The 13211-nt window shown below is 71.4% G+C and carries 13 protein-coding genes; 6 read left to right on the top strand and 7 right to left on the bottom strand.

All coding sequences use genetic code 11. From position 1 onward, the window contains the following. The first annotated feature begins 107 nt into the window (after nucleotides 1-107). The gene (locus MQP27_RS16550) at nucleotides 108-1262 is read left to right on the top strand and encodes a cystathionine gamma-synthase (RefSeq protein WP_242765942.1); all 1155 of its coding nucleotides are present in this window, start codon (nucleotides 108-110) and stop codon (nucleotides 1260-1262) included. 13 nt (nucleotides 1263-1275) lie between these two features. Here the strand turns inward: MQP27_RS16550 and MQP27_RS16555 are convergent, their stop codons facing one another. The 3 genes from MQP27_RS16555 to MQP27_RS16565 all read right to left on the bottom strand — a co-directional run bounded on the left by MQP27_RS16555 (nucleotide 1276) and on the right by MQP27_RS16565 (nucleotide 3398). Further along, nucleotides 1276-1524: a hypothetical protein gene (locus tag MQP27_RS16555; RefSeq protein WP_242766517.1), complete on the bottom strand. Its 249-nt coding sequence runs from the start codon at nucleotides 1522-1524 to the stop codon at nucleotides 1276-1278. A gap of 634 nt (nucleotides 1525-2158) precedes the next feature. Next, nucleotides 2159-2662 carry a sigma factor-like helix-turn-helix DNA-binding protein gene (locus MQP27_RS16560; RefSeq protein ID WP_242765943.1) on the bottom strand — a complete coding sequence of 168 codons (504 nt, stop codon included), beginning with the start codon at nucleotides 2660-2662 and terminating at the stop codon, nucleotides 2159-2161. Nucleotides 2663-2891: 229 nt separating this feature from the next. Continuing rightward, entirely contained in the window at nucleotides 2892-3398 is a 507-nt protein-coding gene (locus MQP27_RS16565; protein ID WP_242766518.1) for a MarR family winged helix-turn-helix transcriptional regulator, read from the bottom strand. 162 nt (nucleotides 3399-3560) lie between these two features. Between MQP27_RS16565 and ilvA the strand changes: the two genes are divergently transcribed. From ilvA to MQP27_RS16580, 3 genes are all read left to right on the top strand, one after another. After that, entirely contained in the window at nucleotides 3561-4790 is a 1230-nt protein-coding gene (gene ilvA, locus MQP27_RS16570; protein ID WP_242765944.1) for a threonine ammonia-lyase, read from the top strand. Nucleotides 4791-5005: 215 nt separating this feature from the next. Continuing rightward, the gene (locus MQP27_RS16575; RefSeq protein WP_242765945.1) at nucleotides 5006-6022 is read left to right on the top strand and encodes an ATP-binding cassette domain-containing protein; all 1017 of its coding nucleotides are present in this window, start codon (nucleotides 5006-5008) and stop codon (nucleotides 6020-6022) included. Further along, nucleotides 6019-6876 (top strand): ABC transporter permease, encoded by an 858-nt coding sequence (locus MQP27_RS16580; RefSeq protein WP_242765946.1) that lies wholly within the window; start codon nucleotides 6019-6021, stop codon nucleotides 6874-6876. Before MQP27_RS16575 ends, MQP27_RS16580 begins: the two co-directional genes overlap by 4 nt. 107 nt (nucleotides 6877-6983) lie before the next feature. Here MQP27_RS16580 and greA read toward each other — a convergent pair whose 3' ends face one another. Together greA and MQP27_RS16590 are read right to left on the bottom strand one after the other, a co-directional pair. Next, a complete protein-coding gene (gene greA / locus MQP27_RS16585) occupies nucleotides 6984-7484 on the bottom strand; it encodes a transcription elongation factor GreA (protein WP_242765947.1) in 501 nt (166 codons plus the stop codon). A gap of 167 nt (nucleotides 7485-7651) precedes the next feature. Next, a complete protein-coding gene (locus MQP27_RS16590) occupies nucleotides 7652-8050 on the bottom strand; it encodes a DUF4307 domain-containing protein (RefSeq protein ID WP_242765948.1) in 399 nt (132 codons plus the stop codon). A gap of 127 nt (nucleotides 8051-8177) precedes the next feature. On the opposite strand from MQP27_RS16590, the gene mca reads away from it, so the two are divergent. Both mca and MQP27_RS16600 read left to right on the top strand, forming a co-directional pair. Then, on the top strand, nucleotides 8178-9059 hold the full coding sequence (gene mca / locus MQP27_RS16595) for a mycothiol conjugate amidase Mca (RefSeq protein WP_242765949.1): 882 nt from the start codon (nucleotides 8178-8180) through the stop codon (nucleotides 9057-9059). Then, nucleotides 9052-9345 (top strand): hypothetical protein, encoded by a 294-nt coding sequence (locus tag MQP27_RS16600; RefSeq protein ID WP_242765950.1) that lies wholly within the window; start codon nucleotides 9052-9054, stop codon nucleotides 9343-9345. The genes mca and MQP27_RS16600 overlap by 8 nt, the downstream gene beginning before the upstream one ends. A gap of 87 nt (nucleotides 9346-9432) precedes the next feature. On the opposite strand, the gene MQP27_RS16605 is transcribed toward MQP27_RS16600, so the two are convergent. Both MQP27_RS16605 and MQP27_RS16610 read right to left on the bottom strand, forming a co-directional pair. Then, entirely contained in the window at nucleotides 9433-12651 is a 3219-nt protein-coding gene (locus MQP27_RS16605) for a tetratricopeptide repeat protein (protein ID WP_242765951.1), read from the bottom strand. A 77-nt stretch (nucleotides 12652-12728) separates the two neighbouring features. After that, nucleotides 12729-13190 (bottom strand): hypothetical protein, encoded by a 462-nt coding sequence (locus tag MQP27_RS16610; RefSeq protein WP_242765952.1) that lies wholly within the window; start codon nucleotides 13188-13190, stop codon nucleotides 12729-12731. Nucleotides 13191-13211: the final 21 nt, after the last annotated feature.

Raw genomic sequence — 13211 nt, forward strand, 5'->3', positions numbered from 1 at the left:
CGAGGTCTGCGTGGCACCGGACCTGGACCGAGGGAAAACCCGGCAGTACGGCCGCCCGAGCCCCGCCGTCCGACACCCGCCCCGCGGGCGCACTACCCTCGGTGCCCATGAGCGACAGGCACATCAGTCAGCACTTCGAGACCCTCGCGATCCACGCGGGCAACACCGCCGATCCCCTGACCGGCGCGGTCGTCCCGCCGATCTACCAGGTCTCGACCTACAAGCAGGACGGCGTCGGCGGCCTGCGCGGGGGCTACGAGTACAGCCGTAGCGCCAACCCCACCAGGACCGCCCTGGAAGAGAACCTCGCCGCCCTCGAGGGCGGCCGCCGCGGGCTCGCGTTCGCGTCCGGACTGGCGGCCGAGGACTGCCTGTTGCGTACGCTGCTCAGCCCCGGCGACCACGTGGTCATCCCCAACGACGCGTACGGCGGCACCTTCCGGCTCTTCGCGAAGGTCGTCTCGCGGTGGGGGGTGGAGTGGTCGGTCGCCGACACCAGCGACCCGTCCGCCGTACGGGCCGCACTCACCCCGAAGACCAAGGCCGTGTGGGTGGAGACCCCCTCCAACCCGCTGCTCGGCATCACCGACATCGCGGTCGTCGCGCAGATCGCCCGGGACGCGGGCGCGAAGCTCGTCGTCGACAACACCTTCGCCACGCCCTACCTCCAGCAGCCGCTGGCGCTCGGCGCGGACGTCGTCGTGCACTCGCTGACCAAGTACATGGGCGGCCACTCCGACGTCGTCGGCGGCGCCCTGGTCGTCTCCGACGAGGCGCTCGGCGAGGAACTGGCGTACCACCAGAACGCGATGGGCGCGGTCGCCGGGCCCTTCGACTCCTGGCTGGTGCTGCGCGGCACCAAGACGCTGTCGGTCCGCATGGACCGGCACAGCGAGAACGCCACCAAGGTCGCCGACATGCTCACGCGACACGCGCGCGTGACGAGCGTTCTGTACCCGGGTCTGGAGGACCACCCCGGTCATGAGGTCGCCGCCAAGCAGATGCGGGCCTTCGGCGGCATGGTGTCGTTCCGGGTCGAGGGCGGCGAGGAGGCGGCCGTCGAGGTCTGCAACCGCGCCAAGGTGTTCACGCTCGGCGAGTCCCTGGGCGGCGTCGAGTCGCTGATCGAGCACCCCGGCCGGATGACGCACGCGTCCGCCGCCGGCTCGGCCCTTGAGGTGCCGGCCGACCTGGTGCGCCTCTCCGTGGGCATCGAGAACGTGGAGGACCTCTTGGAGGACCTGCAGCAGGCGCTCGGCTAGCCGTTCGCGAGCCTCACCATCCCGTGTACGGGGGAGTCGTCTGCGAGGGCGGCTCCACCCACGGGCGGGCCATCAGGGCCCACACCACGAACGTCACGGCTGCGGCCCACAGCAGCAGCCACATCAGCCGCCGGGCAAGCACCCGCCGCCGCAGCATCCGGGCGCCATGCCGCATCACCTCGGCGTACAGCTCGGGCGGCACGGGCGGCGGCACCCGCTCCATGATCCGCCGCGCCGAGGCCTCACGCTCAGGCCGATTCACCACCACCACCTCCCCTCACAGAGGCACACAGGTCCGCCGCCTCCGTGCCCATACGCGCCTGGCCGCCGTCCCCTGTCCACGTGCGTGTGGCCGTGATCGGCTCGACCAGGCGTGTTTTGGTCGCCACCTGCTCGACCGCGCGCATGGCGGCCATCGCCCGCCCACGCGTGCGTGGCTGTGATCGGCTGGACCAGGCGTGTGCGGCTGCCACCCGTTTGACCTCGCGCTTGGCTGCCGTCCCCCGCCCACGCGTGCGTGGCCGTGATCGGCTGGACCACGCGTGTGCGGTCGCCACCCGCTCGACCGCGCGCGGCCGCGATCGCCTTGACCACGCGTCTGCAGCCCCCACCCGCTTGGCCTCGCGCCTGGCCGCCATCCCCCGCCCACGCGTGCGTGGCCGTGATCGGCTGGACCACGCGTGTGCAGGCGCCACCTGCTCGACCGCGCGCCTGGCCGCCACCCCCCTGCCCGACCGGCTCGACCACGTCCGTGGGCCGCCCCCCGCTTGATCGCCCGCATGGCCGCCATCCCCCTGCCCCCGCTCCACGCACGGCCGCCATCCGCTCGTCCACCCGCGCATGGCCTCCGTCGCCCGCCCCCTCGGTCGGCATGCCTACGGCTCTCGCCCCGCCCGTCACGGGTGTGCCACCTTCGCTCCGAACGCTCTCCGTGGCCGTTCCGGCGGTGGATGCAGCAGGTTTGTCGTCGCGCGGTCGCAGATTGCCCGGACGCGGTCCGGTGGCAGGCCGAGCAGCGCCGCCGTCTGTTCCTCGGCGACCCCTTCGTACAGCCGCAGGACCAGGATCAGGCGCTCCTGTGGGCCGAGGCCGGCCAGGGCGGCGCCGGGGTGCGGGCGGCCGCGGCCGAAAGCGCCGTACTGGTGCCAGGCCGTGCGCGCGAAACGGGTGGCCAGGTACTGCCGGGTGCGGTTGTACGGGTCCTCGCCGCGCAGCCGGTCCCAGCACGCGTACGTGTGCCCGAGCGAAAGCGTCAGCAGGCGCCGCGCGCGCGGGTTGTCGTCCGGCGCCTCCGCCGTGAGCAGCGTGGCGGCATGCAGCAGCCGTCCAGCCGCGCCCGCGACGAACGCCTCGAACTCACGGGCCCGGCGGACGCCCTGTGACGCCTGCCGTGATCGCACCGAGCCTCCCGCCTGACGCGGCCCCGAGGATGCGGGACCCGGCCGCGTACGGCATCCGGAACCGCGTACGACGGGGCCCGATCTCATATGAGGGCAGGGGTGGCCTTTCGGTCAAGAGCCGCGCGGCAGACGGGCACACGCGGATGCGAGACCGAGTACGTACACGCGCGTGCGGGACCTGGAGACCATGGACGTACAGACCATGGACGTACACGCGCGTGCCGAGCGCCTACGACGGCGACGACGCCTCCGGTCCGGGGACGCCCTGGGCGGCCATCCGTGTGGAGAGCGCGGTGTTGAAGCGCGTGAGGAGCGTGCAGAACGCCTCGCGCTCCTCCGGCGCCCAGTCGTGTGTCAGCTCGGCCATCAACTGACGCCTGGACGAGCGCACTTCCTCCAGCCGCGACATCCCGCGCGGGGACAACTGGAGCACCACCGCCCGCCCGTCCTCGGGGTGCGAGGTGCGCTTGACGAGCCCTGTGTCGACGAGCGGGGCCACCTGCCGGGTCACCGTCGAGGAGTCGATGCCCATGCTGGCCGCGAGCGCCTTGACGCCCATGGGGCCTTCCTTGTCGAGGCGGTTGAGCAGCAGATACGCGGCGCGGTCCATGGAGTTGCGCACCTGCCCGACCCCGCCGAGCCGGGTCTGTTCGGCACGACGGGCGAACACCGCCACCTCGTGCTGCAGCGTGTCGAGGAGACCGGTGTCACCGACGGTCGTCATGTCCATCGACATTTCAGGTGTTGTGGGCATGGCCGGAGGCTCGCTTCATGAGGGTGGTCTGGAATGGGGGACAGAGTACGCGGCCGGAAGGCGGGCCGTACCGGCGCTGCGCAAACCAGTCTCGGAGGTTGGTCACACCGCTCATGTGCCCCTGTGAACTGCGATGCTGGTGTCATGAGCTACAGCACGGCTGACTCCTTGCGGCCCGTGACCCTCGACGACGTACGGGGCGCCCAGAAGATGCTCTCGGGCGTGGCGCGGGTGACGGCGATGGAGGGCAGCAGGCACCTGTCCCGCCTGGTCGGCGCGCCGGTGCACTTCAAGTGCGAGAACCTCCAGCGCACGGGCTCCTTCAAGCTGCGCGGCGCGTACGTCCGTATCGCCGGACTGCTCCCCGAGGAGCGGGCCGCCGGGGTCGTCGCGGCGAGCGCCGGCAACCACGCGCAGGGTGTCGCCCTCGCGTCCTCCCTGCTCGGTGTGCGGGCGACGGTGTTCATGCCGAGGGGCGCCCCGCTGCCGAAGATCAGCGCCACGCGCGAGTACGGCGCCGAGGTGCGCCTGCACGGCCAGGTGGTCGACGAGACGCTGGCCGCGGCGCAGGCGTACGCGGCCGAGACGGGCGCGGTGTTCATCCACCCCTTCGACCACCCGGACATCATCGCGGGTCAGGGCACGGTGGGCCTGGAGATCCTGGAGCAGTGCCCCGAGGTGCGCACGATCGTCGTGGGCATCGGCGGCGGAGGCCTCGCGGCCGGTATCGCGGTCGCGGTGAAGGCGCTGCGGCCCGACGTGCGGATCGTGGGCGTGCAGGCGGAGGGCGCGGCAGCCTACCCGCCCTCGCTGCGGGCCGGCCGCCCGGTGTCGATCGAGAACCCGGCGACGATGGCCGACGGCATCAAGGTCGGGCGGCCCGGCGACGTGCCGTTCGGGATCGTCGGCGAGCTGGTGGACGAGGTCCGCACGGTCACCGAGGACCAGCTCTCCGCCGCCCTGCTGCTGTGCCTGGAGCGGGCCAAGCTGGTCGTGGAGCCGGCCGGCGCGAGCCCGGTGGCGGCGCTGATGGGCGATCCGGCCGGCTTCGAGGGCCCGGTCGTCGCGGTGCTGTCCGGCGGCAACGTCGACCCGCTGCTGATGCAGCGCGTCCTGCGCCACGGCATGGCCGCGCAGGGCCGCTACCTGGCCGTACGGCTGCGGCTGACCGACCGGCCGGGGGCGCTGGCCTCGCTGCTCGGGGCGTTGTCAGTGGTCGACGCTAACGTGCTCGACGTGAGTCACGTACGGACCGATCCGCGGCTCGGGCTCACGGAGGCGGAGGTCGAGCTGCATCTGGAGACGAAGGGGCCGGAGCACTGCGCCGAGGTCGGCCGCGCCCTGCGCGAAGCGGGCTACACGGTCATCGACTGAGGCGTCCGGCGGCCGGACGGAAGCTCCGACAGCCGGACAGAAAAGCGGAACTCCCAGTTCAGGGGGCCTGTTCACTCGTTCGGGGAAAACCGTTGAGAGACGCGATACATCGCGTTATGGTGTGTCGAGTGCCCCGCCTCATCGTCATCCGCTAGGCGGAACAAAAAGTACAAATCTAGGCTTTCCGAAGAATCCCCGACGACGTGGAGACTCACATGCCAGGCGCCATCTATGCCGAAGGTCTCGTCAAGACCTTCGGCGACGTAAAGGCTCTGGACGGCGTCGACCTCGATGTCCCCGAGGGCACCGTGCTGGGCCTGCTCGGGCCGAACGGCGCGGGCAAGACGACTACGGTCCGCTGTCTGACCACCCTGCTGCGACCGGACAGCGGCAAGGCGGTCGTCGCCGGCCTCGACGTGCTCAGGCATCCGAACGAGGTGCGCCGCTCCATCGGCCTGTCCGGCCAGTTCGCCGCGGTCGACGAATACCTGACCGGCCGCGAGAACCTCCAGATGGTCGGGCAGCTCTACCAGATGAAGGCCAAGGCCGCGAAGGCCCGGGCCGCCGAGCTTCTCGACCAGTTCGACCTCGCGGACGCCGCCGACCGTCCCGCGAAGACCTACTCCGGAGGCATGCGCCGCCGGCTCGACCTCGCGGCCGCCCTGGTCGTCTCGCCGCCCGTGATGTTCATGGACGAGCCGACGACCGGCCTCGACCCGCGCAACCGCCAGCTGCTGTGGGAGGTCATCAAACAGCTCGTCTCCGGCGGTACGACACTGCTGCTGACCACGCAGTACCTGGAGGAGGCCGACCACCTCGCGCACGACATCGCGGTCGTCGATCACGGCAAGGTCATCGCCCGGGGCACCTCCGACCAGCTCAAGGCCCGCACCGGCGGCGAGCGCGTCGAGGTCGTGGTGCACGAGCGCGAGCACATCCCCACCGCCCGCGAGGTCCTCGCCGGCTTCGGCAAGGGCGAGCTCACCGTCGAGGAGCACACCCGCAAGCTCACCGTGCCCGTCACCGGCGGCGCCAAGCTGCTGGCCGAGGTCATCCGGGAGCTGGACGCCCGCGGCATCGAGATAGACGACATCGGACTGCGCCGGCCCACCCTCGACGACGTGTTCCTGTCCCTGACCGGACACGTGGCCGAGGTGAAGCCGGAGGAGAACGGCGAGACGGCGGACGCCCCCGCCAAGGACCGCAAGCACAAGAAGGAGGCCGCCCAGTGAGCGCCGTCACCGACGCGGTGCGGGTAGCGCCGACCGGGAACCCCGTCAGCCAGTCCTTCCGGGACTCGATGGTCGTCGCGAAACGCAATCTGATCCGCATGAGCCGGATCCCCGAGATGATCATCTACGGGCTCATCCAGCCCATCATGTTCGTGGTGCTGTTCACGTACGTCTTCGGCGGTTCCATGCAGATCGGCGGCAGCACCAGCGCCACCGACTACAAGAACTTCCTGATGGCCGGCATCTTCGCGCAGACCGTCACGTTCGCTACCGCGAGCTCGGGTGCGGGCATCGCCGACGACATGCACAAGGGCCTCATCGACCGGTTCCGCTCCCTGCCCATGGCGCGCGGCGCGGTGCTGACCGGGCGCACCCTCGCGGACCTGGTGCAGACGGCGCTGACCCTGGTGGTCCTCGCCGTGGTCGCGCTGCTGGTCGGCTGGCGGGTCGGGACGGACGGCGACACGAACGCCGCGAAGGTCGTCGGCGCCTTCGGCCTGCTGCTCCTGCTCGGCTACGCCTTCACCTGGATCGGCGCGCTGATCGGGATGTCCGTCCGGACCCCCGAGGCGGCCACGTCCAGCGGACTGATCTGGCTCTTTCCGGTGACGTTCATCTCGAACGCCTTCGTGGACACCAGCCACATGACCCCGTGGCTGCGCCACATCGCCGAGTGGAACCCCTTCAGTGCCACCGTCCAGGCCGCCCGAGTGCTCTTCGGGAACCCGGGCCAGTCGCAGTCCGACGCCTGGCCGATGGTGCACCCGGTATGGGCCTCGCTGATCTACTCCCTCCTGATCGTCGTCATATTCAGGACGCTGGCGGTGCGCAAGTACCGCTCGGCGACGGCGTGAGGCGTACGCGGCGCTGACCGGCCGGGCATGACGATGCCCCCGGGGTCACCAGGACACCGGGGGCTCGTCAAGGGCGCTTCGGCCGAGGCGGCCGGAGTGGGGTGGGCTCAGCCGTTGTAGGGCTCGGCCTTGAGGATCTTCACGGAGGCCTTCCTGCCGTTCGGCAGCTCGTACTCCGCGTCCTCGCCGACCTTGTGGCCGATCACGCCGGAGCCCAGCGGGGACTGCGGCGAGTAGGTCTCGATGTCGGCGCTGGCGTACTCGCGCGAGGCGAGCAGGAAGGTCGTCGTGTCGTCCTCGTCGCCGTCGAAGGCGATCGTCACGACCATGCCGGGTGCCACCGCGCCGTCCGCGGACGCCGGAGCCTCGCCGACCTTGGCCTTCTCCAGGAGCTGGGTGAGCTGGCGGATGCGGAGCTCCTGCTTGCCCTGCTCCTCCTTGGCCGCGTGGTACCCGCCGTTCTCGCGCAGGTCGCCCTCCTCGCGCGCGGCCGCGATCTTCGCGGTGACTTCCTCGCGCGCGGGACCAGACAGGTACGCCAGCTCTTCCTTGAGCTTGGTGTACGCCTCCTGCGTAAGCCAGGTGACGTCTTCGCTGGTCTGGGTCACAGGTGCTCCTCGTAGGTACTGGGAATACAAAGCATCGCCCTACCCAGAAGAATGTTCCTTCACGGAAGGGCGAAACCACGAGCCTAACAATTCAGCGGCCCAAGGGGGAGGACATAAGCCATCAGAATTACGTCGCCGCAGGTCAGCACGGAAGGATCGGAGTGAAGTCAGTCCGCGTGGCAGCCGAGGAGCTCGGCCGTGGTGCCGGGGGCCGTGGTGCGGAGCGTGACGACCTTGTCGATCCGGGTCGCCTTCCCGTCGAAGCGGAAGTCCGCCCGGCCGACCTCGGACTGGTCCGCCGCCTGGGAGCGCACGGTGCAGTAGCCGGAGGTGCCGGAGTCCTTGCGGACCTCGAGATGGATCGAGACCGAGTTCTTGTGCGGCTCGAACGTGATCACCTCGCCGCTGATCTTGTTCTGGCCGACGTAGTGGTAGGCGAAGTAGCCGATCAGGGCGAGAAGCAGGGCCCCGAGCACGGCTCCGGCGACCTTGAGCCTGTGGTCGGCGCGCTCGTCCGAGGAGCGGCCGTAGCGGCCCTCGGGCAGCTTCGTGCTCGCCGTACTCATGATCGTCCTCTCGGCAAAAGGCTCCCGGAGCCGGACCGCGGAATTATTCGCCCCCCGATTCGGTCACTATAGAAGCCGCCGATCGCCCACGAAGTCACCGGGGCGCCGACTTACCAAGGATTGAGTCTTGACTGACCAGCTGCGACTGATGGCCGTGCACGCCCACCCCGACGACGAGTCGAGCAAGGGCGCGGCCACCATGGCGAAGTACGTGTCCGAGGGGGTGGACGTGCTGGTCGTGACCTGCACGGGCGGGGAGCGCGGCTCCATCCTCAATCCGAAGCTCCAGGGCGACAAGTACATCGAGGAGCACATCCACGAGGTACGCAAGAAGGAGATGGACGAGGCCCGCGAGATCCTCGGCATCAAGCAGGAGTGGCTCGGCTTCGTCGACTCCGGGCTCCCGGAGGGCGACCCGCTGCCCCCGCTCCCCGAGGGCTGCTTCGCGCTGGAGGACGTCGACAAGGCGGCCGGCGAGCTGGTGAAGCAGATCCGCGCCTTCCGCCCGCAGGTGATCACCACCTACGACGAGAACGGCGGGTACCCGCACCCCGACCACATCATGACCCACAAGATCTCGATGGTGGCGTTCGAGGGCGCGGCGGACACGGAGAAGTTCCCGGAGTCCGAGTTCGGCCCCGCGTACCAGCCGCAGAAGCTGTACTACAACCAGGGCTTCAACCGCCCGCGCACCGAGGCGCTGCACAACGCGCTCCTTGAGCGCGGTCTGGAGTCGCCGTACGGGGACTGGCTCAAGCGCTGGAGCGAGTTCGAGCGCACCGAGCGGACGCTGACCACGCATGTGCCGTGCGCGGACTTCTTCGAGATCCGCGACAAGGCCCTGATCGCCCACGCCACCCAGATCGACCCCGACGGCGGCTGGTTCAAGGTCCCGATGGAGATCCAGAAGGAGGTCTGGCCGACGGAGGAGTACGAGCTCGCCAAGTCCCTCGTGGACACCTCCCTCCCCGAGGACGACCTCTTCGCGGGCATCCGCGACAATGCCTGACATGAGCGCAAGCGTGAGCCTGGCACTGACGAACCTCGTCCCCCTCGCCAAGGAGGTGGACGAGAACAAGGTCACCCCCGGCGTCCTCGGCTTCATCGTCTTCGCGGCGATGGCGCTGGCCGTGTGGTGGCTGATGAAGTCGATGAGCCGACACATGAACAAGGTCGAGTTCACCGAGGTCCCGGACCCCAGGGCGGAGTCCTCCGCCGACGAGCCCACCGACGCCGAGACGTCCACGGGCTCGGGCTCCAAGAGCTCCGACAAGACCTCACCCGCCAAGGGCTGAGCACCGGGCCCGGCTGAGCACCGGGCCCGACCGCCGGGCACAGGATCGACCGGCATGGCTCCGTGACACCCACCGGGTGCCATGGGGTCATGCCGTGCGCTGCGCCTGCACCGTTACGGTGACCCCCATCACCTCCCGCGCATGCCGGTTAGGCACCATCCCCAAGCGCCAAGCCTGCCAGCCCGCCTCCAGGTTCACGCCCCGTTCCAGCAACAGCGCGTACGCCTCCACGTACTCGTCCAGCTTCTCGTCCCGCAGGGGATGGCGGGTGCGGGTCAGTTGGGCCAGGTCCTCCTGGGCCACCGCCGTGCCGACGTCCACGCCGCCGGGGGCCGCGTACGGGAGCAGGGTGCAGCGCAGGAAGCGGGACCAGTCCTCGCCGCGGCGGTCGCCGTACGAGGCGAACAGGGTCGTCGCGTCGTCGCACAGGGTCAGGGCCTGCTGGACGCGGGCGTTGCCGGCGTCGACGACCGCGAGTTCCAGGCAGGTCCAGGCCTCGCCGTGGGCGACGCCGATGCGCTGGAAGTCGGCGCGGGCGTCGACCAGGAGCTGGCGGGCGAATCCCGAGTTGCGCAGCGAGCCCGTCTGGGCCGCCCGCTGGTCGCGGGTGACTCTGGCCGAGTGGTGGCGGGCGCAGGCCAGGCCGTAGACGTCGCGCATGCGGGAGAACATCGTGCGGGAACGCTCCAGTTCGCGGACCGCGTGGTCGAGGTTGCCCGTCTCCTCCAGGGCCTGGCCCAGGTAGTAGACGGTCCAGGCCTCGCCGCGCGCGTCCTCGTTCTCCCGGTGCCGGGCCGCCGCCCGGCGCAGGCCGTCCACCGCCGGGGACGGGTCGCCGGCCACCAGGCGGGCGCGGGCCAGCTGGGTCAGCGCCCAGGCCTCGCCACGGGCGTCGCGGGTACGGGAGTAGCGGTCGAGGGCCGCGTTCAGCTCCTCCTCCGCGCGCGGTACGTCGCCCATGCGCAGCCCCAGCTGGCCGAGCTGGAAGTGCGCCCAGGCCTCGCCGTGCACGGACTCGCCCGCCCGGTGCAGCACCAGGGACTGGGTGAGCAGCCGCATCGCCTCCGAGAGGTGGGCCCGGTCGCGCTCCACCGCCGCCAGGGCGTGCATCGTCCAGGCGCGGTCCGTCGCCAGCTCGGGCGCGGCCTGCAGGTCCAGGGCCTCGCGGAGTTTCGCCGCCGCCTCGGTGAGGTTGCCCTGGTGGTGGAGCGTGATGCCGAGGGAGCACAGGGCACGGGCGGCGCCCGCGTCGTGGTGGGCCTCCATGTACAGGTCGACCACCGAGCTCAGCGTCGTGCGCGCCTTGTCCAGCTCACCCAGCTGCCGGGCCGCGATACCCGTGCGCCACTGCACCGAGCGGACCAGGAGACCCTGGTCGACGGCCTGCGCCAGCTCGCTGATCTCGCCCAGGCGGTAGAGGTCGCCGCGCAGCAGGCAGTAGTCGCACAGGGCGCCGAGCAGGTTCAGCACCGCCGCCTGGTTCACGCCCTCCGCGTGCCGCAGTGTCGAGGTGATGAAGCTCGACTCGTCGTCCAGCCAGCGCAGCGCCTCGTCCAGGGACGTGAAGCCGTGCGGACTGAACCGGTCCGAGCGCGTCGACATGTTGCCGTCCACCAGCCGCAGCACGGAGTCGGCGAGGTCGGCGTAGTTGACGATCAGCCGCTCCTGGGCCGCCGTGCGCTCGGCCGGCTCCTCCTCGTCGAGCAGCCGGGCCTGCGCGAAGGCCCGCACCAGGTCGTGCAGCCGGTAGCGGTCGCCGCGGACGTGGTCGATCAGCCCCGCGCGGGAGAGGGCGACCAGCTGCCGGGTCGCCTCCGTCTCGTCGGTCGCCAGCAGCGAGGCGGCCGCGGCGGCACCGAGGGAGGCGCGGCCCGCGAGCGCGAGGCGGCGCAGCAGCCGGCGGGCGGTGTCGGACTGGTCGGTGTAACGCAGCCACAGCGCGCGCTCGATCGGTCCGACCGGGCCGTACGCCCCCAGGTCCGTGGCCAGTTGGCGCGGTGAGCGCGGGCCCAGCGAGGAGCCGGCGATGCTCAGCGCCAGCGGCAGCCCGCCGCACAGCTCCCTGATCCGGTCCGCGGAATCCGCGTCGTACGGGCCCGTGCTGTCCTGCGCCGCCGCCTCCAGCAACTCCTCGGCGCCCGCCGCGTCCAGCGCCTCCACCGCCAACTGGTGCACCTGGGCGGGGAGATCGGACGGCAGCTCCAGCGGTTGCCGGGCGGTCACCAGGACCAGGCTGTCGGAGCGCTCCGGCACCAGTGTGCGCACCTGCTCGGGGTCCCAGGCGTCGTCCAGCACGATCGTGACCGGCAGGCCCGTCAGATGCTGGTGGTACAGCTCGCTCAGCCGCTTGACCTGCTGGTCGGGGGAGGAACGCTCACGGAACAGCAGCTGCTCGCGCGGCGCGCCCAGCCGGTTGAGCAGGTGCAGCAGGGCGTCCCGGGTGGACAGCGGCTGCTCCTCGCTGAGCTCGCCGCGCAGGTCGACGACGCAGGCGCCGCGGAAGTAGTCCTTCAGGTCGTGCGTGGCGCGCACCGCCAGGGTCGTACGGCCGCTGCCGGGCTCCCCGTGCAGCACCACGACCGTCGGCCGGGTCTGTGTGCTCGCGCGCGAGGCCTGCACCCACTGCCGGATCCGCGCCATCTCCTGCCGCCGGCCCGCGAACGCGCCCTCCGGGTCCGGGAGTTGGCCGAACGACTGGGCCAGCACGCTGCGCCCGCGGGCCGCCGCGCTCTTGTCCGCGCCCTTCAGCTGCGGGCCGCCCGGCTTCTTCGGCGTCCTGGTCGCGGCGGTGAGCACCCGCTGCTGGTCGAGGAACGGGCGGATACCCCGTACCTCCAGAGCCGTCAGCCACTGAAGGCGCAGCTGCTCGGGGCCGCCCGGCTGGCTCGCGGCGCCCGCGCGGTGGTGTGCGGCGGGCAGATGGGAGCCGGCCACCTTCACCACCGTCGCGGCGGCGCCGACGACCGCGACCGTCGCGCCCACGCCGAACGCCGTGCCCGTGCCGGTGCCGAGGGCGAGGTCGGCGACCACGGCCGCGACCGCGGCGACCACCGCCACGAGCAGGGGAGTTCCGGCGCCCTCCTTGGCGTACCGCTGTCCGAAGGTGAGGCGGCCGGCCTCCGTCTCGTCCAGCGCCCGCGTGTAGGCCTCGTACTCCTCGGCGGCCGTCTCCGCCATCGCGTCCAGCGCGGCGCGCGACCGTGACAGCAGCACGGCTGCGTCGGTACGCCCGCCGGAGCGCCGCACCTCCTCCTCCACGGCCCGGGCCAACAGCCGTTCGGCGTCGGCCCGGTGGCTGTCCCGCATGTCACGTCCCCCTCCGGCGTCAACTCCTTTGCCTACGAGTGTCCTTCGGGCAAGCCGTGAGCGACAGAGGGCGGCGATCACTCGCGAGGCGCGGGTCGGTCCGTGACGGCGAGGCGGACGCAGACCGCGGCCAGCGTCGCCTCCGCCACCGCGCAGGCCACGGCCTGGGTGAGCTCGGCGCCGGGACGGGCCGTCGTCATGTCGAACCACGCGTCCAGCACCGCGACCGCCGCCGTCGCCGAGGCCGTGAGCCGGGCCCGGGGGTTGCCGCGCAGGCCCAGCAGAGCGGTTGCCGCGCAGCCCGCCGCCATCAGGACGTCGAGGCCGATCCAGGCCACCGACCAGTTCCGCACCTCGGTGTCGGCCGGGAGGGTCAGCCCCAGCACCACCGTCCACGGCACCAGCAGCACCGCCGCGGCGCCCAGCAGGGCCGGCGACCATCTGCGCAGGCCCACGGCCACCGCGCCCACCGCCACGCCCAGTAACAGCAGCGTCCACCCCATGAACTGCTTCCCGTAGTCCCGCTTCTCCGTTCCCATGCCTCCACGCTAGACCGCAGA

Origin of the sequence: Streptomyces cylindrosporus, assembly GCF_022698165.1 — a bacterium.
GTDB classification, from domain to species: Bacteria; Actinomycetota; Actinomycetes; order Streptomycetales; family Streptomycetaceae; genus Streptomyces; species Streptomyces cylindrosporus.